Genomic DNA, 25,696 nt, shown 5'->3' with positions numbered 1-25,696 from the left:
GCACGGACCCTACTCCCTCGTCGCGTCATGTCATGCGCCCGGTTCGCCCAGATTCATCCGCCAGTCCTGCCCCACCAGGTCCTTGCCGAAGGAGTGGTGCGGCTGCTCGGCGACCAGGACGAACCCGTGCCGCTGGTAGATGCGGCGGGCGCCGCCGAGCACGTCGTTGGTCCACAGCACCAGGTCCCGGTAGCCGGCCCCGCGCGCGAAGTCGACCACCGCACGCACCAGCCGGTCGCCGATGCCCAGCCCGCGCGCCTCGGGCCCGACGAGCAGCAGCCTCAGCCGGGCGGTGCCCGGGGCCTCGTCCCGTACGCACATCACGCACCCCACCGGCCGCCCGTCGAGCTCGGCGATCCACACCCGCTCCAGGGCCGGGTCGTGGTCCTCGGCGAAGCCGGCGACGATCCTCGCCACCAGGCCCTCGTAGTCGGCGTTCCAGCCGTACTCGGCGGCGTACACCGCGCCGTTGCGCTGCACGATCCAGCCCAGGTCGCCGGGTCCGGGCCCGCGCAGCACGACGTCCTCCGGCCGGGGCGCCCGCCCCTCGGACAGGATCTCCCGTACGGTGCGCATCGCGTCCGCCAGTCGCGGCCGGTCCGGCGGCGGTACGGAGAGCAGCAGCCGGCCGACGGACTCCCGCGCCCGCTCCTCCAGCAGGCCGGCGGCCTCCCTGCCCCGCGGGGTGAGAGTGACGCTCCGGCGCCGGGGATCACGCTCGGACGGCCCGCGCTCGACCAGCCCCTCCCGCTCGAACTTGTTGAGGATCCGGCTCAGGTACCCGGCGTCCAGCGAGAGTTCGGCGCGCAGGTCGGCCGCGTCGGTCCGGGGCGTGTGGGCGAGTTCGTAGAGCACCCTGGACTCGGTGAGCGTGTAGGGGGCGTAGAGGTGGCGGCCGTAGTCGAGGGCGCCGATGGCGTTGGTGTAGAAGCGGTTGAAGGCGCGGATGTCCTGGACGGTCATGTCGGGACCCGTGGGTGAGGGGGTGGGAGACGGGCGCGGTTCCGCCGCCGGCCCGGACAACACAGATACTTGACCCAGTCAGAGAAACCGCTCACCCCGAGGCTATCCCCGCGACGACCACCCGTCCACGACTCCCACCCGCCTCACGCCCCCCGCGGTGCCCCCGTGGACCCGCGCACCATCAGTTCCCCCGGGACGGTCGCGACCCCTCCGGACGGCGGTTCCTCGCGGCCCATCGCGATGCGGCCCGCGCGCGCACCCGCTTCCGCGAGCGGCAGCCGGACCGTCGTGAGGGCGGGGACCGTGTCGACGCTGAAGGGCAGGTCGTCGAAGCCCGCCACCGAGACGTCCTGGGGGATGCGCAGACCGGACTCGCGCAGCGCGGCGCAGGCGCCCAGGGCGACGGAGTCGTTCGCGGCGACGACCGCCGTGAGGGACGGGTCGCGACGCAGCAGCTCCAGGGTGCCCTCGTGGCCGGAGGAGCGGTCGTACCGGCCGTGGACCGTACGGCCGGGGTCGTCCTCGATGCCCGCCGCCGCGAGCGCCTCCCGGTGGCCCTCCAGCCGGTGGCGGGTGGTCGTCCGTTCCTCGGGGCCCGCGATGTAGCCGAGCCGCCGGTGGCCCAGGGCGATCAGATGCTCCGTCAACCGCCGTCCGCCGCCCCGGTTGTCGAAGGCCAGCGCGATCGCCTGGGTGCCGGGCGCCGGCGGCCGCCCGCACAGCACCACGCGCGTCCCGGCGTCGGCCAGCTTGCGCAGCTTCGCCGAGACCGCCGCCGCGTGCGGCTCGTCCTCCACGGCCCCGCCGGTGAGCACCACCGCCGCCGCCCGCTGCCGTTGCAGCAGGGTCAGGTAGGTCAGCTCGCGGTCCGGTGAGCCGCCCGTGTTGCAGACCACCGCCAGCCGTTCCCCGCCGGCCCGGCCCCCGGGGCCGCCGATCTCCGACTGGATGGCGCTCGCCATGATCCCGAAGAAGGGGTCGGCGATGTCGTTCACCAGGATGCCGACCAGGTCGGAGGTCGCGGCGGCGAGCGCGCTCGCGGGGCCGTTGAGCACGTAGTCCAGCTCGTCGACCGCCTTCAGCACCCGCTCCCGGGTGGAGGCGGCGACCGGGTAGTTGCCGTTCAGCACGCGCGACACCGTCGCGGGAGAGACCTGTGCGCGGGCCGCCACGTCCGCCAGGGTCACCGTCATCTCGTCGTCCTCCGGTCGCGCGTCTCGTCGTCGTACGTGCCGTGCTCAGCCGGTACGCACCACCCGCGGTCCGCCGCGGGGATGCGGCCGCTCAGGGTGTCGAGCAGACCTTACGGCCACCCGGCCCGCCCGTTCGCCCCCCCGAACGACCACGTCCTGGACGCGCTCTTGTCCGGACCGCTGTCCAGAGGCTAGCTTCTCTGTGTATAGAAAGCGCTTGCTGCAACGCTCACCAGTGCGACCACCGGGGGCGTACGCGGCGCGTGGACCGCGTACGAAGGGACTGACGTGACACGCAAGACGGTGCGGATCGCCATGAACGGCGTGACCGGTCGCATGGGGTACCGCCAGCATCTGGTCCGCTCGATCCTCGCCCTGCGCGAGCAGGGCGGACTCGACCTCGGCGACGGCACCGTGCTGTGGCCGGAACCGGTCCTGGTCGGCCGGCGCGAGCACGCCCTGCGGGCGCTCGCCGAGCAGCACGGCCTGGAGCACGTCTCGACCGACCTGGACGCGGTCCTCGCCGACCCGGCGGTCGACATCTACTTCGACGCGCAGGTCACCTCGGCCCGCGAGGAGGCGATCAAGAGGGCGATCGCCGCCGGAAAGCACGTCTACACCGAGAAGCCCACGGCCACCGGCCTGGAGGGTGCCCTGGAGCTCGCCCGGCTCGCCCGCGAGGCCGGCGTCAAGCACGGCGTCGTCCAGGACAAGATCTTCCTGCCCGGACTGCTCAAGCTGAAGCGGCTGATCGACGGCGGCTTCTTCGGCCGGATCCTGTCCGTGCGCGGCGAGTTCGGCTACTGGGTCTTCGAGGGCGACTGGCAGGACGCCCAGCGCCCGTCCTGGAACTACCGGGCCGAGGACGGCGGCGGCATCGTCGTCGACATGTTCCCGCACTGGGAGTACGTGCTGCACGAGCTGTTCGGCCGGGTCACCTCCGTGCAGGCCCTCACCGCCACCCACATCCCCCAGCGCTGGGACGAGAACGGCAAGCCCTACGAGGCCACCGCCGACGACGCCGCCTACGGCGTCTTCGAGCTGGAGGGCGGCGTGATCGCCCAGATCAACTCCTCCTGGGCGGTCCGCGTCAACCGCGACGAACTCGTCGAGTTCCAGGTGGACGGCACCGAGGGGTCGGCCGTCGCCGGGCTGCGCAACTGCCGCGTCCAGCACCGCTCCGCCACCCCCAAGCCGGTCTGGAACCCCGACATCCCCGCCACCGAGGCCTTCCGCGACCAGTGGCAGGAGGTGCCCGACAACCAGGACTTCGACAACGGCTTCAAGGCCCAGTGGGAGCTGTTCCTCAAGCACGTCTACGCGGACGCCCCCTACCACTGGGACCTGCTCGCCGGTGCCCGCGGCGTCCAGCTCGCCGAGCTGGGCCTGAAGTCCTCGGCCGAGGGCCGCCGCCTCGACGTACCGGAGATCCAGCCGTGACCATCCGACTGCCCGGCGCGGGCGGGACGCTGCGGGCCTACGAGCCCCGCACCGAGCCGTTCGCCCCCACCCCGGGCACGCCCTTCACCTCCCGCACGGTCCTCTCGGCGGCGCACGTCGTCGCCGACCCGTTCGCGGATGTGTCGCCCGACTCGCCCGCCGCCGTCGACTGGGACGCCACCCTCGCCTTCCGCCGTCATCTGTGGGCCCACGGGCTCGGCGTCGCCGAGGCGATGGACACCGCGCAGCGCGGCATGGGCCTGGACTGGGCGGGCGCGGCCGAGCTGATCCGCCGGTCCGCGGCCGAGGCCCGCGGCGTCGGTGGGCGGATCGCCTGCGGCGTCGGCACCGACCAGCTCACCGGCGGCTCGCTCGCGCAGATCCGCGCCGCGTACGAGGAGCAGCTCGCCGTCGTGGAGGAGGCGGGCGCCCAGGCGATCCTGATGGCCTCGCGCGCCCTGGCGGCCACGGCCGAGGGCCCGGAGGACTACCTGGAGGTCTACGGCCACCTGCTCCGCCAGGCCGCCGACCCGGTGATCCTGCACTGGCTCGGTCCCATGTTCGACCCGGCCCTCGACGGCTACTGGGGCTCGGCCGACCTGGACGCGGCCACCGACACCTTCCTCGAGGTCATCGCCGCCCACCCCGACAAGGTCGACGGAGTGAAGATCTCGCTGCTGGACGCCCAGCGGGAGATCGACCTGCGCCGCCGCCTGCCGCAGGGCGTGCGCTGCTACACCGGCGACGACTTCAACTACCCGGAGCTGATCGCCGGCGACGAGCAGGGCTTCAGCCACGCGCTGCTCGGCATCTTCGACCCGCTCGGACCGCTGGCGGCCGAGGCGGTACGGGTTCTGGACACCGGGGACGTCAAGGGGTTCCGCGGCCTGCTCGACCCCACGGTCGAACTGTCCCGGCACCTCTTCCAGGCCCCCACCCGCTTCTACAAGACCGGCGTGGTGTTCCTGGCCTGGCTCGCCGGGCACCAGACGCACTTCACGATGGTCGGCGGCCTCCAGTCGGCCCGCTCCCTGCCGCACCTCGCCCGCGCCTACGAACTCGCCGACGGAATCGGCCTGTTCCCGGATCCGAAGCTCGCCGAGGAGCGGATGAGGAACCTGCTGTCGCTGTACGGGGTGAACCAATGAGCACGGGCCTGGAACGCTTCTCGATCAACCAGATGACGGTCAAGCAACTGTCACTGCCGGAACTGGTGGACGGCTGCCTGGAGTTGGGTGTGCCGGGCGTAGGCCTGTGGCGCGAACCGGTGCGGGCGTACGGGGTGGAGGCCGCCGCCAAGCTCGTACGGGACGCGGGCCTCGCCGTCACCACCCTGTGCCGGGGCGGCTTCCTCACGGCGATCGACCCGGTCGAGCGGGCCGAGGCGCTGGGCGACAACCACGCGGCGATCGACGAGGCCGCGGCGCTCGGCACGGACACGCTGGTGCTGGTCTCCGGCGGACTGCCCGCCGGGAGCAAGGACCTGCGCGGCGCTCGTGAGCGCATCGCGGACGCCCTCGCCGTCCTCGGCCCGTACGCGGCCGAGCGCGGTGTCCGCCTGGCCATCGAGCCGCTGCACCCCATGTACGCCGCCGACCGCTGCGTGGTCTCCACGCTCGCCCAGGCGCTCGACCTCGCCGAGCGCTTCCCCGCCGACCAGGTCGGCGTCACCGTCGACACGTACCACATCTGGTGGGACGACACCGCTCCGGAGCAGATCGCGCGGGCGGGCGCGGGCGGCCGCATCCACACCTTCCAGCTCGCCGACTGGACCACCCCGCTGCCCGAGGGCGTGCTCAACGGCCGCGGCCAGATCGGCGACGGCTCGATCGACATGCGGGAGTGGAAGCGGTACGTGGAGGCGGCCGGCTACACCGGCGCCATCGAAGTCGAGCTGTTCAACGACGAGTTGTGGGCCCGGGACGGACGGGAGGTACTGGCGGAGACGGCGGACCGGTTCGTGGAGCACGCGATCCGATGACCGTCTGACGCGGGCGAAGAGGCGAGGGGGCCGGGCCGACGGACCCGGCCCCCTCGAAGCCGTCCGGCCGCCGCGCCCCGGACAGGCCCCCCGCCGAACGCCCCGCACGGCTCACGTCGGGCACCCTGCACCGGCTCGAGCCGAACGCCCCGCACGGCTCACGTCGGACACCTTGCACCGGCTCGAGCCGAACGCCCCGCACGGCTCACGTCGGACACCCCGCCCCGCTTACAGAGCGTCGACCTCCGCCGCCGTCGGGTAGGACTCCTGCGCGCCCCGCCGGGTGACGGCGACCGCGCCGACCCGGGCCGCGTAGGCCGCCGCCTCCTCCAGGTACGTGCCCGCGCCCAGCCGCCAGGCCAGCGCCGCGGTGAACGCGTCGCCCGCGCCCGTGGTGTCCACGGCGTCCACCTTCACCGACGGGACCCGGGCGATCCCCTCGGCGGACGCCACCAGCGCGCCCTCGCCGCCCAGGGTGATCACGACCGAGTGCGGGCCGAGGGCGAGCAGGTCCCGCGCCCAGCTCTCGGGGGTGTCGCCCGCCTCGGCGCCGCCCAGGATCACCTTCGCCTCGTGCTCGTTCACGATCAGCGGGTCGCAGGCCTTCAGGAGTTCCTGCGGCAGGGGGCGCGGCGGCGACGGGTTCAGCACGAAGCGGCTGCCCGGCGCCAGGTTCCGCACGGCCTCCACGACCGTCTCCAGCGGGATCTCCAGTTGCGCCGAGACCACCCGGGAGGCGCGCAGGAGGTCGCCGGCCGCGCGGACGTCCTCGGGGGTGAGCCGGCCGTTGGCGCCCGGCGAGACCACGATGCTGTTGTCGCCGGACGGGTCCACCGTGATCAGCGCGACCCCGGTGGGCGCCCCGCCGACCAGCACGCCCGCCGGGTCGACCCCGGCCGCGTGCTGGGCGTCGAGCAGCAGCCGGCCGTGGGCGTCGTCGCCGACCCGGGCCAGCAGGGCCGTCCGGGCCCCGAGCCGGGCGGCGGCCGCGGCCTGGTTGGCGCCCTTGCCGCCGGGATGGACGCTCAGATCGGAACCGAGCACGGTCTCCCCGGCGGCGGGCCGCCGTTCGACACCGATCACCAGGTCGGCGTTGGCCGACCCCACGACCAGGAGGTCGTAGTCGTACATGTGCGCTTTCTCCTTACGGGGTGATTCACGAGGGGGCCGCCACGGGGGCTGACTCATGAGGGGGCGGGCCCGGACGACTGGTGGAAACCGGTCAGGTCGCCGTCACCGCGCCGCCCCCGGCTCGCCGCAGGAGCGGCGTACGACCAGCCGGGCGGGGAGGGTGACGGACCGCGCGGGCCGTCCCGCTATCCGGTCGACCAGGGCGCGTACGGCGGCCCGCCCCAGCTCGTCGGTGGGCTGGGCGATCGCGGTGATCGGCGGGTCGGTGTGCGGGAACCACGGGATGTCGTCGAACGCGGCCAGCGCGATGTCGTCGGGCACCCGCCGCCCGTGCGCGCGGATGGCGTCCAGCGCGCCGAGCGCCATCAGGTTGTCGGCGGCGAAGACGGCCTCGGGAGGCTCGGGCAGCCCGAGGAAGCCCTCGGTGACCCGCCGGCCGCTCCCGGCCCTGAAGTCGCCCTGGCCGACGTACGCGTCCGGGAGCGGGAGGCCGTGGGCGGCCAGCGCCTCGCGGAACGCCTCGACGCGCTCGCGTCCGGTGGTGGTGGCCGCGGGGCCCGCGATGATCGCCAGCCGCCGGTGGCCGAGCCCGTGCAGGTGCGCGACGAGATCCCGCACCGCCGCCCGCCCGTCCGAACGGACCACGGGCACGTCCACGCCCTCGATCCACCGGTCCACGAACACCATCGGCGTGCCCGCGCGTGCGGCGTCCAGCATCAGCGGGGAGCCGCCGTCGGTGGGGGAGACCAGGAGACCGTCGATACGGCGGTCGAGCAGGGTCCGTACGTGGTGGTCCTGGAGGCCGGGCCGCTCGTCGGCGTTGCCGATGACGACGCTGTAGCCGAGGGCGCGGGCCTCCTCCTCGACGGAGCGCGCCAGCGCGGTGAAGTACGGGTTGAGCACATCGCTGATGACCAGGCCGAGGGTGCGGGTCCGGTGGGTGCGCAGGGACCGGGCGACGGCGTTCGGGCGGTAGCCCAGTGCCTCGACGGAGGCCAGCACGCGTGCGCGTGCGTCGGCGCTGACCGACGGGTGCTCGTTCAGGACGCGCGAGACCGTGGCGACGGACACGCCTGCCGCGGCGGCGACGTCCTTGATGCTCGCCATCGCCGTTCCACCTCCTCGTGGAATCGATTACACAATCGATTGGAAACGATTACACACGCCGGCCGCAAGGGCCCGTTGCCGGATCGTTGCCCTTCGGGGCCCGGAAGTGGCGCGAAATCGCCTCCGCCCGAGCGATGAGGCCGGCCTCCGGCGTCAGTCATCACCTGCGACAACGTCCGTCACAGGAAGGCATCCGCCATGACCGCCGCCGCCAAGGGCCCCGCGAGCTACTTCCCCTCCATCGAGAAGAAGTACGGCCGGCCGATCGCCGAGTGGAAGGACCTCATCCGCTCCTCGCCGCTGACCAAGCACATGGAACTGGTCAACTGGCTCAAGTCCGAGCACGGCCTGGGGCACGGCCACGCCAACGCCCTGGTGGCCCACACGCTCGCCGAGGGCAAGGCCGGGTGAGCGGCGGGCTCCGCCGGCGGCCCGGACGGCGGATCCGTCGGCGCGGAGCCGGACCGCCCCGGCTCGCCCGGCGGAGCTGTCACAGCCCGGCGGTACCGTCGGGTCATGACCACGGAGGCGAGTCGGAGCGGGCAGGCCGGTGCCGGGGAGCGGCGTCCGGCCGTGCTGGAGGGCGTGCTCGAGCGGATCACGTACGCCAACGAGGAGAACGGCTACACGGTGGCCCGCGTCGACACCGGACGGGGCGCCGGTGACCTCCTCACGGTCGTCGGCGCACTGCTCGGCGCCCAGGTCGGCGAGTCGCTGCGGATGGAGGGCCGCTGGGGCTCCCACCCGCAGTACGGCAAGCAGTTCCAGGTGGACAACTACACCACCGTGCTCCCGGCCACCGTCCAGGGCATCCGCCGCTATCTCGGCTCCGGTCTGGTCAAGGGCATCGGACCGGTCTTCGCCGACCGCATCACCCAGCACTTCGGCCTGGACACCCTGAAGGTCATCGAGGAGGAGCCCAAGCGCCTGATCGAGGTGCCCGGCCTCGGCCCCAAGCGGACCAGGAAGATCGCCGACGCCTGGGAGGAGCAGAAGGCGATCAAGGAGGTGATGCTCTTCCTCCAGACCGTCGAGGTCTCCACCTCGATCGCGGTGCGCATCTACAAGAAGTACGGCGACGCGTCGATCTCGGTGGTGAAGAACCAGCCGTACCGGCTGGCCGCCGACGTCTGGGGCATCGGCTTCCTGACCGCCGACAAGATCGCGCAGTCGGTCGGCATCCCGCACGACAGCCCGGAGCGGGTCAAGGCGGGCCTCCAGTACGCGCTGTCGCAGTCCACCGACCAGGGCCACTGCTTCCTGCCCGAGGAGCGGCTGATCACGGACGCGGTCAAGCTCCTCCAGGTGGACACCGGGCTCGTCATCGAGTGCCTCGCCGCACTCGCCGAGCCCCCCGAGGACGACGCCGACCCCGGTGTCGTACGGGAGAAGGTGCCAGGCCCGGACGGCGGCGAGGCGGTGACGGCGATCTACCTCGTGCCCTTCCACCGGGCCGAGCTGTCCCTGTCCGCCCAGCTGCTGCGCCTGCTGCGCGCCGACGCCGACCGGATGCCCGCCTTCCGGGACGTCGCCTGGGACAAGGCGCTGACCTGGCTGAAGGGCCGTACGGGGGCCGACCTCGCCCCCGAGCAGGAGGCGGCGGTCAGGCTGGCGCTGACCGAGAAGGTGGCCGTGCTGACCGGCGGCCCCGGCTGCGGCAAGTCCTTCACGGTGCGCTCGATCGTGGAGCTGGCGCGGGCCAAGAAGGCCAAGGTGGTGCTGGCCGCGCCCACCGGCCGGGCCGCCAAGCGCCTGTCGGAGCTCACCGGCGCCGAGGCCTCCACCGTGCACCGCCTGCTGGAGCTCAGGCCCGGCGGGGACGCGGCCTACGACCGGGACCGCCCGCTGGACGCCGATCTGGTGGTCGTGGACGAGGCGTCCATGCTGGACCTGCTGCTGGCCAACAAGCTGGTCAAGGCCGTGCCCCCGGGCGCGCACCTGCTGTTCGTCGGGGACGTGGACCAGCTCCCCAGCGTGGGCGCCGGCGAGGTGCTGCGCGATCTGCTGGCCGACGGCAGCCCGGTGCCCGCCGTCCGCCTCACGCGCGTCTTCCGCCAGGCCCAGCAGTCGGGTGTGGTGACCAACGCGCACCGGATCAACGCCGGGCAGCACCCGCTGACCGACGGCATGAAGGACTTCTTCCTCTTCGTCGAGGACGACACCGAGGAGGCCGGCCGGCTCACCGTGGACGTGGCGGCGCGCCGGATCCCGGCCCGGTTCGGGCTCGACCCGCGCCGGGACGTGCAGGTGCTCGCGCCCATGCACCGGGGCCCGGCGGGTGCCGGCACGCTGAACGGCCTGCTCCAGCAGGCGGTCACCCCGGGCCGGCCCGACCTGCCGGAGAAGCGGTTCGGCGGCCGGGTCTTCCGCGTCGGAGACAAGGTCACCCAGATTCGCAACAATTACGAGAAAGGGAAGAACGGCGTCTTCAACGGCACCGTGGGCGTGGTCACCTCGCTCGACCCGGTCGACCAGCGTCTGACGGTGCTGACGGACGAGGACGAGGAGGTGCCGTACGAGTTCGACGAACTGGACGAACTGGCGCACGCGTACGCGGTGACCATCCACCGCTCGCAGGGCAGCGAGTATCCGGCCGTGGTGATCCCGGTCACCACCGGCGCCTGGATGATGCTCCAGCGCAACCTGCTCTACACGGCGGTGACCCGGGCCAAGAAGCTGGTCGTCCTCGTCGGCTCCCGCAGGGCGATCGGCCAGGCGGTGCGCACGGTGTCGGCGGGGCGGCGCTGCACGGCGCTGGACTTCCGCCTCGGCGGCGGCTGAAAACCGCCGTCCGGCGGGCCTGAAGCCGCTGTCTGACACCGCGTCACAAAAAATGATCGATCAAATGAGTCGTAAAGGTCACACAGCACTTCCCGTGGCCGGAGCGAGGGGGCAGGATGAACAGGTTGACGGCACTGAGTGCCGCCAATGGGCCCAACGGTCGACCCCGAGTGCACTCTCCTGAGCCAAATGGGGGATGGTAGAGACAGTCAGGGCACCTCGAAGATGAGGCACTACGTCGGTGAGGGAAGACGTGAGCGACAACTCTGTAGTTCTGCGGTACGACGGCGGCGAGTACACCTACCCGGTGGTCGACAGCACCGTCGGCGACAAGGGCTTCGACATCGGGAAGCTGCGCGCCCAGACCGGTCTCGTGACCTTGGACAGCGGATACGGCAACACGGCCGCCTACAAATCCGCCATCACCTATCTCGACGGTGAGCAGGGCATCCTCCGGTACCGCGGCTACCCGATCGAGCAGCTGGCCGAGCGCTCCACCTTCCTGGAGGTGGCCTACCTGCTGATCAACGGTGAGCTGCCGACCGTCGACGAGCTCTCCTCGTTCAAGAACGAGGTCACGCAGCACACCCTGCTGCACGAGGACGTCAAGAACTTCTACACGGGCTTCCCGCGCGACGCCCACCCGATGGCGATGCTGTCGTCGGTCGTCTCGGCGCTGTCGACCTTCTACCAGGACAGCCACAACCCGTTCGACGAGAAGCAGCGCAACCTCTCCACGATCCGCCTGCTCGCCAAGCTCCCGACGATCGCGGCGTACGCGTACAAGAAGTCGATCGGTCACCCGTTCGTCTACCCGCGCAACGACCTCGGTTACGTCGAGAACTTCCTGCGCATGACCTTCTCGGTGCCCGCACAGGAGTTCGAGCCGGACCCGGTCGTGGCCGCCGCGCTGGACAAGCTGCTGATCCTGCACGCCGACCACGAGCAGAACTGCTCGACCTCGACGGTCCGCCTGGTCGGCTCCTCGCAGGCCAACATGTTCGCCTCGATCTCGGCCGGCATCAGCGCCCTGTGGGGCCCGCTGCACGGCGGCGCCAACCAGTCCGTCCTGGAGATGCTCGAGGGCATCCGCGACTCGGGCAACGACGTCGACACCTTCATCCGCAAGGTGAAGAACAAGGAGGACGGCGTCCGCCTGATGGGCTTCGGCCACCGGGTCTACAAGAACTTCGACCCCCGCGCCAAGATCATCAAGGCCGCCGCGCACGACGTGCTCTCCGCGCTGGGCAAGGAGGACGAGCTCCTCGACATCGCCCTGAAGCTGGAGGAGCACGCCCTGTCCGACGACTACTTCGTCGAGCGCAAGCTCTACCCGAACGTCGACTTCTACACCGGTCTGATCTACCGGGCCATGGGCTTCCCGACCGAGATGTTCACGGTCCTGTTCGCCCTCGGCCGGCTGCCGGGCTGGATCGCCCAGTGGCACGAGATGATCAAGGAGCCGGGCTCCCGCATCGGCCGCCCGCGCCAGATCTACACGGGCGTGGTCGAGCGCGACTTCGTCCCGGTCGAGGAGCGCTGAGCCTCCCGGCGGCGCCACCGGCCCCGTAGCCTCACCGGCCCACCGGCCCCGTATCCCGCGCGAGCTCGCGGGTGCGGGGCCTCGTGCTGCGCGGAGCGCCCCGGATGCGTACCGGTGCGGGAGCGGACCACAGGGGACACGCGGCCCGGAAGAGCACCGCGGAAGGAAGGTCGCGAGAGAAGCGGAAGGCGCCCCGGCGTGCCGGTCCCCCCACGGGCCGACGGCCAGGGCGCCTTCCCATGTCCCGGTGCGGATTCCCCCCACGGGATCCGGCCGGGCGTTCAAGGACCAGCGCCTGAATCGCTGTGAGCACAACGAGCAGAACTCGTCGCACCTGGTGCTGTGCGGTCTGCCGGGACGCGCACGCGCGGGAGGGCCGCTCAAAGCTCCCCGGTGTACGTGCCCCGGCAACGCACCTCTGAGGAAGTCCCCCAAGACATCCCCAGATGCCGGTCAGCGCCCCCCAAGACGCTGCCCGACATCGCCAACTTAGACCTTCGAACCCCTTCGATGGTTACGTTCACATCACTGTGATCTGCGTCTCTTGCATATGTCCGTTAGGTACGCAAGAGCCCAAGTATGGCGACAGGAACCCAAGCGTAAGGATGATGCGCGAGCCTTGTGAAGAGCTTATGTGAGGCGCGCGTTGGACTCTAGAGGGACTCTTACTTCGGTCTCGACTGCTTTTCATTCAGCGGAACGTGCGCAGCCGCAGACTGTTCGTCACCACGAACACCGACGAGAACGCCATCGCCGCTCCCGCGATCATCGGGTTGAGCAGTCCGGCGGCGGCCAGCGGCAGCGCGGCCACGTTGTAGCCGAAGGCCCACACGAGGTTGCCCTTGATGGTGGCCAGCGTCCGCCGGGACAGGCGGATGGCGTCCGCGGCCGCCCGGAGGTCCCCGCGCACCAGGGTCAGATCGCCGGCCTCGATGGCGGCGTCCGTCCCGGTTCCCATGGCCAGACCCAGGTCGGCGGTGGCCAGCGCGGCGGCGTCGTTGACCCCGTCGCCGACCATCGCCACCGTGCGCCCCTCGGCCCGCAGCCGCCTGACGGCCTCGACCTTCTCCTCGGGCAGCACCTCGGCGACCACGTCCTGCGGGGCGATCCCGACGGCCCGTGCCACGGCCTCGGCGACGGCGCGGTTGTCGCCGGTCAGCAGGACGGGCCGCAGCCCCAGCGCGCGCAACTGCGCGACCGCCCGCGCGCTGGTCTCCTTGACCGCGTCCGCGACGGCGATGACACCGCGTGCCGCCCCGTCCCAGCCGACGACGACCGCCGTACGGCCCTCGCTCTCCGCCTCGCGCCGGGCGCGGGCCACCTCCTCCGGCAGCTCGGCGGTGAGCTCGACGAGCCGTCCCACGGCCACGTCGTGGCCCTCCACGCGTCCGCGTACGCCACGTCCGGGGACGTTCTCGAAGTGCTCGACCGGGGGCAGCGGTCCGACCCGTTCCTCGGCGCCGGCGGCCACGGCCCGCGCGATCGGGTGCTCGGAGGCGTGCTCCAGGGCGCCCGCGAGGCGCAGCAGCTGCTTCTCGTCGGTGCCCTCGGCGGCGTACACCTCCTGCACGGTCATCCGGCCCGTGGTGACCGTTCCGGTCTTGTCCAGGACGACGGTGTCCACACGGCGGGTGGACTCCAGCACCTCGGGCCCCTTGATGAGGATGCCGAGCTGGGCGCCCCGGCCGGTGCCGACCATCAGGGCGGTCGGCGTGGCCAGGCCCAGCGCGCACGGGCAGGCGATGATCAGCACCGCGACGGCCGCGGTGAACGCGGCGGTCACCTCACCGGTGGCGAACAGCCAGGTGAGCAGGGTGCCGACGGCGATGAGCAGGACGACCGGCACGAAGACCGCCGATATGCGGTCGGCCAGCCGTTGCACCTCGGCCTTGCCGCTCTGCGCGTCCTCGACGAGCTGCGCCATCCGCGCGAGCTGCGTGTCCGCGCCGATCCGGCCGGCCTCGACGACCAGCCGGCCGCCCGCGTTGACCGTGGCGCCGGTGACCGTGTCGCCGGGGCCGACGTCCACGGGCACCGACTCGCCGGTGAGCATCGAGGCGTCCACCGCCGAGCTGCCCTCGACGACCGTGCCATCGGTGGCGATCTTCTCACCGGGCCGTACGACGAACCGGTCCCCGACCGCCAGCGCGGCCACCGGGATCCTCGTCTCCACTCCGTCCCGCAGTACGGAGACGTCCTTCGCGCCCAGTTCCAGCAGCGCCCGCAGCGCCGCGCCCGCCCGCCGCTTGGAGCGGGCCTCCAGGTAGCGGCCGAGCAGGATGAACGCGACGACCCCGGCGGCGACCTCCAGGTAGATCGTGGAGGCCGCGTCCACCCGGGAGACGGTGAGTCGGAACTCGTGGCGCATGCCGGGCATGCCCGCGTCGCCCAGGAACAGCGCCCACAGCGACCAGGCGAACGCGGCCAGGGTGCCGATCGAGACGAGGGTGTCCATGGTGGCCGCGCCGTGCCGGGCGTTGGCCAGGGCCGCCCGGTGGAACGGCAGTCCGCCCCAGACGACGACCGGCGCGGCGAGGGTGAGCGAGAGCCACTGCCAGTACGTGAACTGAAGGGCAGGGACCATCGCGAGCAGCACGACGGGGGCGGCGAGGAGCGCGGAGACGATCAGGCGTCCGCGCAGGGAGGCCGCTTCGGGATCCCGAGGCGCCCGCTCCGCGTCCGGCCGGGACTCCGCGTCCGCCGCCGGTTCGGCTGCCGGCGGCGGGGGCTCCTCCGCCGTGTAACCGGTCTTGACCACGGTGGCGATCAGATCGGCGACCGATACCTCGGTGGGGTAGGAGACCCTGGCCTTCTCCGTGGCGAAGTTGACCGTCGCGGTGACGCCGTCCATGCGGTTGAGCTTCTTCTCGACGCGGGCCGCGCAGGAGGCGCAGGTCATTCCCCCGATGAGCAGCTCGACCTCGGCGGCGCCCGGCCGGTCGGCCGTGGGCGTCTGCGGGGCGGCGTGGGTGTTCATCCTCGGAACTCCAGACGACGTACGGGCGGGTGGGCCGGCCCTCGTCAGGCCTCGCCGACGAGTTCGAAGCCGGCCTCGTCCACGGCGGCGCGCACCGCCTCCGTCTCCAGCGGGGAGGCGGAGACGACGGTGACCTCGCCGGTGGAGGCGACGGCCTTCACCGAGCTGACGCCCGGCAGTTCGGAGATCTCGGCGGACACGGAACCCTCGCAGTGTCCGCAGCTCATCCCGCTCACCTTGTAGACGGTGGTGACGGTGTCCGGGGTGCCGGTCTGGGTGGTCATGTCGTTCTCCTCGTCGTGGTGGGTGGGGCACAGGGGGCCGCGGGGGCCCGCCATTTCCCAGACTATACCCCTAGGGGGTATTCATCCAAGGAACCGCGGCCGATGACCGGAGCCGGGTCGTGGCAGGCCACCCTCCAGGCCGCCCGTGCCCGGGATGTGCCCGCGTACTACGGTTTCGCCGGCGGCGGTGAGCCGCGGTGAACCGGACGGAAGGCGAGGCGGCGGGATGCGGGCTGTGGTGTTCGAGCGGTACGGGGAGCGGGCCGAGGTGCGCGAGGTGGCCGACCCGAGGCCCGCGGAGCACGGGGTCGTGGTACGCGTCGAGGCGACCGGCCTGTGCCGCAGCGACTGGCACGGCTGGCAGGGCCACGACCCCGACGTCGCGCTGCCGCACGTGCCGGGGCACGAACTCGCCGGGACCGTCGAGGAGGTGGGCCCCCGGGTGACCCGCTGGCGACCCGGCGACCGGGTGACCGTCCCCTTCGTCTGCGCCTGCGGCACCTGCCCCGCCTGTGCGGCGGGCGACCAGCAGGTGTGCGAGCGGCAGACCCAGCCGGGCTTCACGCACTGGGGCTCCTTCGCCCAGTACGTGGCGCTCGACCACGCCGACGTGAACCTGGTCGCCGTGCCCGAGGGTCTGTCCTTCGCCACGGCGGCCTCGCTCGGCTGCCGGTTCGCCACGGCGTACCGCGCGGTGGTCCAGCAGGGCCGGGCCGCCGCCGGCGACTGGGTCGCCGTGCACGGCTGCGGGGGCGTGGGCCTGTCGGCGGTGATGATCGCGGCGGCCGCGGGGGCCAGGGTGGTCGCGGTGGACGTGTCCGCCCGGGCCCTGGACCTGGCGCGGAGGTTCGGCGCCGCGCAGTGCGTGGACGCGTCCGACGTCAAGGACACGGCGGAGCGGGTGCGCGAGCTGACCGGCGGCGGCGCCCATCTCTCGCTCGACGCGCTCGGCTCGCCCGCCACCTGCGCGGCCTCGGTGAACGGCCTGCGCCGCCGGGGCCGTCACGTCCAGGTCGGTCTGCTGCCCTCCACGACGGGCACCACCCCGGTGCCCATGGCCCGCGCGATCGCCCTGGAACTCGAACTCCTGGGCAGCCACGGCATGGCCGCGCACGCCTATCCGGAGATGCTGGAGCTGGTACGGGCCGGTGTGCTGCGCCCCGACCTGCTGGTGACGTCGGCCATCCCGCTGGCGGCCGTCCCGGACGCGCTCGCGGCGATGGGCACGGCACCGGGATCCGGGGTCACGGTCATCGAGCCGTGGAGCTGACGTGACGGTGCCCCACCTCGCGTGGGGCACCGTCATGCCGGCGAACGGGGAAGGGGGTCGGGCCCGCGGCCCGGCGGCGGTGTCTCAGTCGGCTCTGCGGCCGCGGTTGCCGGGCCGGGCGGCGACCCAGGCGCGGACGGTGTCCGCGTACCAGTAGGGCCTGCCTCTCTCCACGTGGTCGGGCGGCGGCAGCAGACCGTGCTTGCGGTAGGACCGCACGGTGTCCGGCTGCACCCGGATGTGCGCCGCGATCTCCTTGTACGACCAGAGCTTTCGGTCGGTCATGACGTGCACCTCCCCGCGCGCACCACGGCGGCGGCCGGAGAGGCCGTCGGGGGAGCCGGGCGCCGCGCTGGCGATCTTCAAGCCTGTGACCGGTGAACGACACGGAGTGCGCACCGGCAAGCGGCTGTCGGCCGGGTGTGACCGGGGGGCCGCGTACCCGCGACATGCGTGACACGGCAGAGGTTTTTGTGACAGAGCTGAAGCAGGCGACCTGCCTGCCGGGGGTTTACGCGACCGGATGGCGGATCCTCTCGTCCGTATGTCCGGACAAAGCATTGACAGGGGTCCGTGCCCGGCACTAGAACCGGGGGAGCCGGGGGAGTCGAGGCGAAGGGAAGCCGAGGGCAGCCGATGGCGTGCGACCTGATCACCGCCGGGCCGTACTCGCCGACGCGCCCGGGACGGCCCGTCCGGCCAAGAGTTTCCCCACCCGAGCGGCGAGGGCACGCTGGGTGCAGACCCGCACGCGCCCCGTGGCGCCCGGGCACAGAACGCCTCCGGCGCGGGACGCCGCTTCGCCCTGGCAGGAGCGAAGTGCGAGCGTCGACTCCCCGCCCGCTACGGCCCCGCGCCGGAGGTCCCGACAACCCACCGCGAGGCGGCGGCCGCCCGCACTCCGCCCGACCGCGGAATCCGCATGCCGTCCTCCGCGGGGCGCGTGCGGCGGACACTCCCACATGTGTCTACGCGGAGACGGAAACCGCAGACACAGTGTCGGGCGCGTGCTGGGCGCGTGCCTGGTGGGATGTACCTGTGGCCGAAACCGCGACGCGCCCGTCGCCGGTCACGGCACACGAGCTCAACGAACGGCACGCTTCGACCCGTCGCCGCCATCTGTGAAGGAGTAACCGGGCATGACGAAGATCGTCAACCACTGGATCGGCGGGAAGGCCGTCGAAGGCGCCTCGGGGACGTTCGGGCCGGTCACGGACCCGGCGACCGGCGAGGTCACCACGAAGGTCGCGTTCGCCTCCGTGGAGGAGGTGGACGCCGCGGTCGCCGCCGCCAAGGACGCGTACCTGACCTGGGGCCAGTCCTCGCTGGCCCAGCGGACCTCGATCCTGTTCAAGTTCCGCGCGCTGCTGGACGCGCACCGCGACGAGATCGCCGAGCTGATCACCGCCGAGCACGGCAAGGTCCACTCCGACGCGCTCGGCGAGGTCGCGCGCGGCCTGGAGATCGTCGACCTGGCCTGCGGCATCAACGTGCAGCTCAAGGGCGAGCTGTCCACGCAGGTCGCCACCCGCGTCGACGTGGCCGCGATCCGGCAGCCGCTCGGCGTGGTCGCCGGCATCACGCCGTTCAACTTCCCGGCGATGGTCCCCATGTGGATGTTCCCCATCGCCATCGCGTGCGGCAACACCTTCGTGCTGAAGCCGAGCGAGAAGGACCCGTCGGCGTCCCTGAAGATCGCCGAGCTGCTGGCCGAGGCCGGGCTGCCCGACGGCGTCTTCAACGTCGTCCACGGCGACAAGGTGGCCGTGGACCGCCTCCTGGAGCACCCGGACGTCAAGGCGGTCTCCTTCGTCGGCTCCACCCCGATCGCCCGCTACATCCACACCACCGCCTCCGCCAACGGCAAGCGCGTGCAGGCCCTCGGCGGCGCCAAGAACCACATGCTGGTGCTGCCGGACGCCGACCTGGACGCGGCCGCCGACGCCGCCGTCTCGGCCGCGTACGGCTCGGCGGGCGAGCGCTGCATGGCCATCTCGGCCGTCGTCGCGGTCGGCGCGATCGGCGACGAGCTGGTGGAGAAGATCCGCGAGCGCGCCGAGAAGATCAAGATCGGCCCGGGCAACGACCCGTCCTCCGAGATGGGCCCGCTGATCACCAAGGCGCACCGCGACAAGGTGGCCTCGTACGTGGAGAACGCCGCGAGCGAGGGTGCCGAGGTCGTCCTGGACGGCACCGGTTACACGGTCGAGGGCTTCGAGGACGGCCACTGGGTCGGCATCTCGCTGCTGGACAGGGTGCCGACCAGCGCCAAGGCCTACCAGGACGAGATCTTCGGCCCGGTGCTGTGCGTGCTGCGCGTGGACAGCTACGACGAGGGCGTGGCGCTCATCAACGCCTCGCCGTTCGGCAACGGCACCGCGATCTTCACCCGGGACGGCGGCGCCGCCCGCCGCTTCCAGCTGGAGATCGAGGCCGGCATGGTCGGCGTCAACGTGCCGATTCCGGTGCCGGTGGGCTACCACTCCTTCGGCGGCTGGAAGGACTCGCTCTTCGGCGACCACCACATCTACGGCAACGACGGCACGCACTTCTACACGCGCGGCAAGGTCGTCACCACCCGCTGGCCGGACCCGTCCGAGGCCCCGGCGGGCGTGGACCTCGGGTTCCCGCGCAACCACTGACCGTCGACCCCCGACCGTCGCCGCAGGCGATGACGAGGCCGTCCGCTATGCGGACGGCCTCATCTTTTTTCGGGTGCGGGCTGCGGTTCCCGCACGCCCGTAAGGGCCCGAACAATCGGACCGTTCGACGAGTGAATCAGTTGTAGATCGCTGTTCCGCCACGAATTCCGTAGGTTAACGACCATTGACTCAGCGGTTTTCGTTGATGTTCGATATCCGGGCCGGGAGCGGACGAGAGACGACCGCGAACCGCCGGAGGCGATAGCGCGCTCCCCGGCCCCTCACCTGTTGCACAAGTCGATCGGAACCGCCGCATGACCGACATGCTCCGCTCTGTCGAGAACGCCGCCCCCGAAGTGGCCGGCAGTCCTACAGAGGCGACGGACAGCCCCACCAAGCTCAAGCGCTCCATCGGGGTCGTCGGCGGCACCCTCCTCACCCTCTCGTGCGTGACCCCCGCCTCCACGCTGTTCGTGGTCGTGCCCGACCTCCTCGGCACGCTCGGCACCGCCACCGCCCTCACCATCGCCATCGGCTCCCTGCTGTGCATCGCCGTGGCGTTCTGCTACTCGGAGCTGGGCACCCTCATCCCCAGCGCGGGCGGCGAGTACGCCATGGTGTCGACCATGGCCGGGCGGCTGGCGGGCTGGCTGGTCTTCGTGCTGTCCCTGCTCGTCGTCATGATCGTCCCGCCGGTGATCGCGATGGGCACCGCGGACTACCTGGCGCCGATCGTGCACCTTGACCCGGCCTGGACCGGCGCCGGCGTGATGCTGCTGGCCACCCTCGCCGGTCTGCTGGACCTGCGTGCCAACGCCTGGATCACCGGCATCTTCCTGGTCCTGGAGGTCATCGCGGCAGGCGTGGTCGCCCTGCTGGGCTTCGCGCACAGCCACCGCGGTCCCGGCAGCCTGATCTCCATGCAGGTGGCCGGCGCGGACGGGCACACGGACGCCGTGACGGCCATGCTGGTCGTCTCCGGTCTCGCCATCGCCCTCTTCGTCACCCAGGGCTTCTCGACGGCCGTCTACCTCTCCGAGGAACTGGAGAACCCGCGCCGCAACGTCGCCCGCACCGTGCTCGCCACCCTCGCCATCTCGTCCGTGATCATCCTGGTGCCGGTCGCCGCCATCACCATGGGCGCCTCCGACATCAAGCAGCTGACCGACGGCAACCTGAGCTCGATGGTGACCGCCTGGTCCAACTCCGCCGTCGGCACCTTCGTCAGCCTCTGCGTGGCCCTGGCGATCATCAACGCCGGCATCGTCATGGTCATCCAGAACTCCCGCGTGCTGTTCGCCTCCGCCCGCGACAAGGCCTGGCCCTCGCCGGTCAACAACGTCTTCTCCCGGCTCGGCCGCTTCGGCTCCCCCTGGGTCGCCACCCTCGCGGTGGGCGTCCCCGGCGCGCTGCTGTGCTTCGTCAACCTGGACACCCTGTACGGCGTCACGGGCGTCTCGGTGACCGGCATGTACCTGCTCGTCGCGGTCGCCGCGCTGCTGTCCCGCCGCGGCTCCCACAAGCACACGGCCGCCTGGCGGATGCCGCTGTGGCCGGCCGTGCCCGTGCTGCTCATCGCGCTCCTCGCCTACATCCTCAGCCGGCAGGAGGTCACCTACCTGCTGTGGACCGGCGGCATCATGGCGGTCGCCACCCTCTACTGGGCGTTCTACCTCCGTCCCCGCCGCGACACCCGCTGGCTGGTGTCGATCCCGGAGGACACCCAGCCGTAGGACGACGGGCCGCGTACCGCGTCCGCGGTACGCCGCGGCGGCCCCGTACTCCCCGAGTAGGTGCGGAGGTTCGGTCCGGCGGCGGCTTCGGTTGCCGGCGGCGGCCCGTACCGTGGAGGACATGGATCTTCGACTGCCCGGATTGCGCGGGCTGCCGCGGAGGCCCCGGCGCCTGCTGGCCGCCGGGGCCGCCGTCGTCGTGCTGGCCGGTGCCGGCACGTGGACGGCGGTCGCCTCCGACGACCCGCCCCCGGTGCACCGCGCCGACCGGATGATGACCACGGGCGACGGGGTGCGGATCGACACCTCGTACTTCACCCCGGCCACGTCCGGCCGCCACCCCGCCGTCCTGCTCGGGCACGGCTTCGGGGGCAGCAAGGACGACGTACGACGGCAGGCCCAGGACCTCGCCAGGGACGGATATGCGGTGCTGACGTGGTCGGCGCGCGGCTTCGGCAGATCCACCGGCAAGATCGGGCTGAACGATCCCGAGGGCGAGGTCGCCGACGTCTCCAGGCTGATCGACTGGCTCGCGCGGCGGCCCGAGGTGCGGCTCGACGGGCCCGGCGACCCGCGCGTGGGCGTGGCCGGAGCCTCCTACGGCGGAGCGATCTCCCTGCTCGCCGCCGGACGCGACCGCAGGGTGGACGCCATCGCCCCGGCGATCACCTACTGGAACCTCGCGGACGCGCTCTTCCCGGGCGGCGTCTTCAAGAAGTTGTGGGCGGGCGCCTTCATCAACTCCGGCGGCGGATGCGCCAGGTTCGAGCCCGTGCTGTGCCGGATGTACGAGCGGGTCGCCGAGTCGGGCAAGCCGGACGCGGAGGCGCGCGCACTGCTCCAGGAGCGCTCGCCGTCCGCCGTCGCCGACCGCATCAAGGTGCCGACGCTGCTGGTGCAGGGCCAGACCGACTCCCTCTTCCCGCTCGGCCAGGCCGACGCCGCCGCCAGGGCGATCCGGGCGAACGGCGCCCCGGTCGACGTCGACTGGATCGCGGGCGGCCACGACGGCGGCGACATGGAGACCGGCCGGGTCCAGGAACGCGTGAAGAACTGGTTCGACCGGTACCTCAAGGGCGACAAGAACGCCGGCACGGGCCCCGCCTTCCGCATCACCCGCACCGGCGGGGTCGACTCCACCGACGGCCGGGCCCTGCTGCGGGGCGCGAGCGGCAGCGCGTACCCGGGACTGGACGGCGGGCAGCGGTCCATCGCCCTGCGCGGAGGCGAGCGGCGCTTCGAGAACCCCGCCGGGGCCAACCCGCCCGCCGTGTCCTCCCTGCCGGGCCTCGGCGGCTTCGGCGGTCTGGCCCAGCTGTCCTCGCTCGGCGTCGGGGTGTCCCTGGACTTCCCCGGACAGTACGCGCGGTTCGACTCCGCGCCGCTCGGCGGCGGCCTGCGCATCACCGGCTCGCCCACGGTGACCGTCCACGTCACCTCGACCACCGACGACGCGGTGCTCTTCGCCAAGCTGTACGACGTCGGACCGGGCAAGGAGCAGCCGGTGCTGCCCGCCCAGCTGGTGGCTCCCGTGCGCGTCGAGGGCGCCAAGGCCGGCAAGGACGTCACCCTCACCCTCCCGGCGATCGACCACGAGGTGCAGAAGGGCCACCGGCTCCGCCTGGTCCTCGCCTCCACCGACCTCGGCTACGCCTCACCGGCCGCCCCCGCGACGTACACCGTCGGCCTGAAGAGCGACCTGAAGGTGCCGACCGCGCCGGGCGTGACCACCGCGGCGGCGCCGCTGCCCGGCTGGGTGTGGTGGCTGCCGGCGGCCGGCGCGGCGGTCGCGCTCGCCCTGCTGCTGACCGCCCGCCGCCGCACCGCCGCGCCCGCTCCCGACCCGGAGTCGGCCGACGTCCCGCTGCGGATCACGGGCCTGAGCAAGCGGTACGCGAGGTCGGCGGACCGGTACGCGGTACGGGACCTGTCGTTCCAGGTGGACAAGGGCCAGGTCCTCGGCCTGCTCGGGCCGAACGGCGCGGGCAAGACGACCACCCTGCGCATGCTGATGGGCCTGATCCAGCCGGACGCCGGCGAGATCCGCGTCTTCGGCCACGCCGTCCGGCCCGGCGCGCCCGTGCTGTCGCGGGTCGGCGCCTTCGTCGAAGGCGCCGGCTTCCTGCCCCATCTGTCCGGCCGGGAGAACCTGGAGCTGTACTGGCGGGCCACCGGCCGCCCGCCCGAGGACGCACACCTGGACGAGGCCCTCCGGATCGCCGGCCTCGGCGACGCCCTGGCCCGCGCGGTACGCACCTACTCGCAGGGCATGCGCCAGCGCCTGGCGATCGCGCAGGCCATGCTGGGCCTGCCGGACCTGCTGATCCTGGACGAGCCGACCAACGGCCTCGACCCGCCCCAGATCCGCGAGATGCGCGAGGTGATGATCCGTTACGCGGCCGCCGGCCGGACGGTGATCGTCTCCAGCCATCTGCTCTCGGAGGTCGAACAGTCCTGCACGCACCTGGTCGTGATGGACCGGGGACGGCTGGTGCAGGCGGGTCCGGTCGGCGAGATCGTCGGCTCCGGGGACACCCTGCTGGTCGGCACCGCCACCCCGGTGGAGGACCCGGTCGTGGAGAAGGTGTCCGCCCTGCCGGGCGTCGCCTCGGCACTGCGGACCGAGGACGGCCTCCTGGTCCGGCTGGAGACCGGCGGCACGGCGCGGGACCTGGTCGTGGAGCTGGTGCGGCTGGAGGTGCCCGTCGTCTCGGTCGGCCCCCACCGCCGGCTCGAAGACGCCTTCCTCACCCTGATCGGAGGTTCCGCATGAGCACGCTCGCCGAGAGCACCGAGGTCGCCTCCGGTTACCGGGCGGGCCGCACCCTGCCCCTGAGGGTGGAGCTGGTGCGGCAGTTCAAGCGGCGCCGCACGCTCGTCATGGGCGGCATCCTGGCCGCGCTGCCCTTCGTGCTGGCCGTCGCCTTCGCGATCGGCGGCGGTCCGGGCGGCCGCAGCGGCCGGGTGACGCTGATGGACACGGCCACCGCGTCCGCGGCCAACTTCGCCGCGGTGAACCTGTTCGTCTCGGCGGGCTTCCTGCTGGTGATCCCGGTGGCGCTGTTCTGCGGGGACACGGTGGCCTCGGAGGCGAGCTGGTCCTCCCTGCGCTACCTGCTCGCCGCGCCCGTGCCGCGGGCCCGGCTGCTGTGGTCCAAGCTCGTCGTCGGACTCGGGCTCAGCCTGGCGGCGATGCTGCTGCTGCCGCTGGTGGCGCTCGCCGTCGGCACGGCCGTCTACGGCTGGGGCCCGCTGGAGATCCCCACCGGCGGCGCGCTGGACGCGGGGACGGCAGCGCAGCGGCTGCTGGTGGTCGTGGCGTACATCTTCGTGTCGCAACTGGTCACCGCGGCACTGGCGTTCTGGCTGTCCACCAGGACGGACGCGCCGCTCGGCGCCGTGGGCGGGGCGGTCGGCCTGACCATCGTGGGCAACGTCCTGGACGCCGTCACGGCCCTCGGGCACTGGCGCGACTTCCTGCCCGCGCACTGGCAGTACGCCTGGGCCGACGCCGTGCAGCCGCACCCCGAGTGGTCCGGGATGATCCAGGGCACGGCGGTCTCCGTCAGCTACGCGCTGGTGCTGTTCGCCCTGGCCTTCCGCGGGTTCGCCCGCAAGGACGTGGTGTCGTAGCGGCAGACGTCGCGGCGGGCCCGCCCGAACCATCGGGCGTCCCGCCGCGTACCCGCCGGAGTCAGGCGCGGGGCTCGGAGCTCTGCGACAGGATCGACATGTCCTCCAGCAGATGTGCCGGCGTACCGTCCCGCTTTCCTGATCGCTCATCAGTCCTTTCCGAATAAGCCCGTCCACACCGGAGTGCTCCGGCCTACTGCGCGGCCACACCCTGGTTTCCCCGTTCACTCCGCCGGTCGAGGGTGCGGACTGCTTGTGTGTTTTTTGGACTCCGTGATTTTCCGGAGTTTTGAATGCGGTGGCGTCCAAGCGGGTGAACCCCCGCAACCAAACATGCGGCGCCGGGTTGATGAGGGCGTAGGACTTGCGTCGCTACGAGGAAAGGAACGCGCAGTGCTCAAGAGGGCAGAGGTCGCCGCGGCGGCCGCCGCTTCTGTCGTCGGTACGCCGGTGGCGGTCGCTCCCGCGGCGCTTGCCGTCGGGAACGGCAGTGGCCCGACCGTCTCGAACGGCGCCGGAGCCTCGACGTCGTTCGGTGACTCGGCCACGACGGGCACTACGAGTCCGCAGTTCTCGCTGACCCAGGGGGCGCTCGACAAGCCGTGCCTCGGCGTGGGCGACACCAGCGCCGGCGTGCTGCAGGCCGTCAACGTCCAGGACGATGCGGTTCTGTCGGGCCGGCAGAACCAGCAGTGCTCGGACACCTCCACCCGGGCCAAGCGGGACGCCGCGCTTTCGCACCTCCTGGACAACCTGTCGGTTCTCTCCGCCAATACCGGGAGCTGAGCCGAGTCAGGTGGCCCATGGTCCTTCGCCGCTTCGGCCGAGGACTGCCCGTACCTTTCCGAAGAACTCTTTCCGGCAATGCAGTCGAGGGTGAATCGTATGGTCGCGAGGGTCAATCGAGTGAAGTGCTCGGCGACTCACGTTGCGCGTTTTCCCATTACGGCTATTCCTCGTTCAGCATCACGACCGTATCGGTTGTGTTCAATCGGTTTCTGACCGTCATCGGGGCGTC

At 72.2% G+C, this 25,696-nt stretch carries 19 protein-coding genes and 2 pseudogenes; 14 read left to right on the top strand and 7 right to left on the bottom strand.

All coding sequences use genetic code 11. From position 1 onward, the window contains the following. Positions 1 to 30: 30 nt before the first annotated feature. Positions 31 to 963 (bottom strand): GNAT family N-acetyltransferase, encoded by a 933-nt coding sequence (locus ACFY3J_RS02205; RefSeq protein ID WP_384172712.1) that lies wholly within the window; start codon positions 961 to 963, stop codon positions 31 to 33. A 143-nt stretch (positions 964 to 1,106) separates the two neighbouring features. Continuing rightward, a complete protein-coding gene (locus tag ACFY3J_RS02200; RefSeq protein WP_384172715.1) occupies positions 1,107 to 2,156 on the bottom strand; it encodes a LacI family DNA-binding transcriptional regulator in 1,050 nt (349 codons plus the stop codon). Positions 2,157 to 2,444: 288 nt separating this feature from the next. Here ACFY3J_RS02200 and ACFY3J_RS02195 point away from each other — a divergent pair, with 288 nt between their 5' ends. Genes ACFY3J_RS02195 through ACFY3J_RS02185 form a run of 3 tightly spaced genes read left to right on the top strand, consistent with a single transcriptional unit; the run spans position 2,445 to position 5,577 of the window. Next, the gene (locus ACFY3J_RS02195; protein ID WP_384172718.1) at positions 2,445 to 3,596 is read left to right on the top strand and encodes a Gfo/Idh/MocA family protein; all 1,152 of its coding nucleotides are present in this window, start codon (positions 2,445 to 2,447) and stop codon (positions 3,594 to 3,596) included. Continuing rightward, the gene (locus tag ACFY3J_RS02190) at positions 3,593 to 4,744 is read left to right on the top strand and encodes a dihydrodipicolinate synthase family protein (protein WP_390839898.1); all 1,152 of its coding nucleotides are present in this window, start codon (positions 3,593 to 3,595) and stop codon (positions 4,742 to 4,744) included. The genes ACFY3J_RS02195 and ACFY3J_RS02190 overlap by 4 nt, the downstream gene beginning before the upstream one ends. Continuing rightward, a complete protein-coding gene (locus ACFY3J_RS02185) occupies positions 4,741 to 5,577 on the top strand; it encodes a sugar phosphate isomerase/epimerase family protein (RefSeq protein ID WP_384172724.1) in 837 nt (278 codons plus the stop codon). Before ACFY3J_RS02190 ends, ACFY3J_RS02185 begins: the two co-directional genes overlap by 4 nt. Before the next feature lie 228 nt (positions 5,578 to 5,805). Here ACFY3J_RS02185 and ACFY3J_RS02180 read toward each other — a convergent pair whose 3' ends face one another. Beyond that, positions 5,806 to 6,708, bottom strand: coding sequence for a ribokinase (locus ACFY3J_RS02180; protein WP_390839896.1), 903 nt, complete (start codon positions 6,706 to 6,708; stop codon positions 5,806 to 5,808). 102 nt (positions 6,709 to 6,810) lie between these two features. Beyond that, entirely contained in the window at positions 6,811 to 7,815 is a 1,005-nt protein-coding gene (locus tag ACFY3J_RS02175) for a LacI family DNA-binding transcriptional regulator (RefSeq protein ID WP_390839894.1), read from the bottom strand. Between the two features lie 198 nt (positions 7,816 to 8,013). On the opposite strand from ACFY3J_RS02175, the gene ACFY3J_RS02170 reads away from it, so the two are divergent. The 3 genes from ACFY3J_RS02170 (at position 8,014) to ACFY3J_RS02160 (ending at position 12,139) form a co-directional block, all read left to right on the top strand. Next, the gene (locus tag ACFY3J_RS02170) at positions 8,014 to 8,226 is read left to right on the top strand and encodes a DUF4287 domain-containing protein (protein WP_384172733.1); all 213 of its coding nucleotides are present in this window, start codon (positions 8,014 to 8,016) and stop codon (positions 8,224 to 8,226) included. Between the two features lie 105 nt (positions 8,227 to 8,331). Continuing rightward, entirely contained in the window at positions 8,332 to 10,596 is a 2,265-nt protein-coding gene (locus ACFY3J_RS02165; RefSeq protein ID WP_390839892.1) for an ATP-dependent RecD-like DNA helicase, read from the top strand. A 253-nt stretch (positions 10,597 to 10,849) separates the two neighbouring features. Beyond that, positions 10,850 to 12,139, top strand: coding sequence for a citrate synthase (locus ACFY3J_RS02160; protein WP_141360714.1), 1,290 nt, complete (start codon positions 10,850 to 10,852; stop codon positions 12,137 to 12,139). Between the two features lie 691 nt (positions 12,140 to 12,830). On the opposite strand, the gene ACFY3J_RS02155 is transcribed toward ACFY3J_RS02160, so the two are convergent. Both ACFY3J_RS02155 and ACFY3J_RS02150 read right to left on the bottom strand, forming a co-directional pair. Beyond that, positions 12,831 to 15,116 (bottom strand): heavy metal translocating P-type ATPase, encoded by a 2,286-nt coding sequence (locus ACFY3J_RS02155; RefSeq protein WP_390839889.1) that lies wholly within the window; start codon positions 15,114 to 15,116, stop codon positions 12,831 to 12,833. 44 nt (positions 15,117 to 15,160) lie between these two features. Next, on the bottom strand, positions 15,161 to 15,400 hold the full coding sequence (locus ACFY3J_RS02150) for a heavy-metal-associated domain-containing protein (protein ID WP_384174055.1): 240 nt from the start codon (positions 15,398 to 15,400) through the stop codon (positions 15,161 to 15,163). Between the two features lie 226 nt (positions 15,401 to 15,626). Here ACFY3J_RS02150 and ACFY3J_RS02145 point away from each other — a divergent pair, with 226 nt between their 5' ends. After that, positions 15,627 to 16,670 carry a zinc-dependent alcohol dehydrogenase family protein gene (locus tag ACFY3J_RS02145; RefSeq protein WP_384172743.1) on the top strand — a complete coding sequence of 348 codons (1,044 nt, stop codon included), beginning with the start codon at positions 15,627 to 15,629 and terminating at the stop codon, positions 16,668 to 16,670. Between the two features lie 84 nt (positions 16,671 to 16,754). On the opposite strand, the gene ACFY3J_RS02140 is transcribed toward ACFY3J_RS02145, so the two are convergent. Then, positions 16,755 to 16,955 carry a helix-turn-helix transcriptional regulator gene (locus ACFY3J_RS02140; RefSeq protein ID WP_384172746.1) on the bottom strand — a complete coding sequence of 67 codons (201 nt, stop codon included), beginning with the start codon at positions 16,953 to 16,955 and terminating at the stop codon, positions 16,755 to 16,757. Positions 16,956 to 17,418: 463 nt separating this feature from the next. Between ACFY3J_RS02140 and ACFY3J_RS02135 the strand changes: the two are divergent. The 7 genes and pseudogenes from ACFY3J_RS02135 to ACFY3J_RS02105 form a co-directional block, all read left to right on the top strand. Then, positions 17,419 to 17,550: pseudogene (locus tag ACFY3J_RS02135) on the top strand (5-deoxy-glucuronate isomerase); the annotation flags it as partial. A 50-nt stretch (positions 17,551 to 17,600) separates the two neighbouring features. Further along, positions 17,601 to 17,795: pseudogene (locus tag ACFY3J_RS02130) on the top strand (3D-(3,5/4)-trihydroxycyclohexane-1,2-dione acylhydrolase (decyclizing)); the annotation flags it as partial. A gap of 14 nt (positions 17,796 to 17,809) precedes the next feature. Beyond that, positions 17,810 to 19,312, top strand: coding sequence for a CoA-acylating methylmalonate-semialdehyde dehydrogenase (gene mmsA / locus ACFY3J_RS02125; protein WP_384172749.1), 1,503 nt, complete (start codon positions 17,810 to 17,812; stop codon positions 19,310 to 19,312). A 314-nt stretch (positions 19,313 to 19,626) separates the two neighbouring features. Further along, the gene (locus ACFY3J_RS02120; RefSeq protein WP_390839886.1) at positions 19,627 to 21,045 is read left to right on the top strand and encodes an APC family permease; all 1,419 of its coding nucleotides are present in this window, start codon (positions 19,627 to 19,629) and stop codon (positions 21,043 to 21,045) included. Between the two features lie 121 nt (positions 21,046 to 21,166). Further along, complete coding sequence (locus ACFY3J_RS02115; protein WP_390839884.1) at positions 21,167 to 23,818, top strand: CocE/NonD family hydrolase; 2,652 nt, start codon at positions 21,167 to 21,169, stop codon at positions 23,816 to 23,818. Continuing rightward, positions 23,815 to 24,678: an ABC transporter permease gene (locus ACFY3J_RS02110; protein WP_384172758.1), complete on the top strand. Its 864-nt coding sequence runs from the start codon at positions 23,815 to 23,817 to the stop codon at positions 24,676 to 24,678. The genes ACFY3J_RS02115 and ACFY3J_RS02110 overlap by 4 nt, the downstream gene beginning before the upstream one ends. Before the next feature lie 393 nt (positions 24,679 to 25,071). Continuing rightward, on the top strand, positions 25,072 to 25,464 hold the full coding sequence (locus tag ACFY3J_RS02105; protein ID WP_384172761.1) for a rodlin: 393 nt from the start codon (positions 25,072 to 25,074) through the stop codon (positions 25,462 to 25,464). Positions 25,465 to 25,696 lie beyond the last annotated feature (232 nt).

Origin of the sequence: Streptomyces sp. NPDC001231 (assembly GCF_042896885.1) — a bacterium.
In the GTDB taxonomy this organism is placed as follows: Bacteria; Actinomycetota; Actinomycetes; order Streptomycetales; family Streptomycetaceae; genus Streptomyces.
Note: the sequence above shows the minus strand (reverse complement) of the source record. Positions and strands in the feature narration are given on the sequence as shown.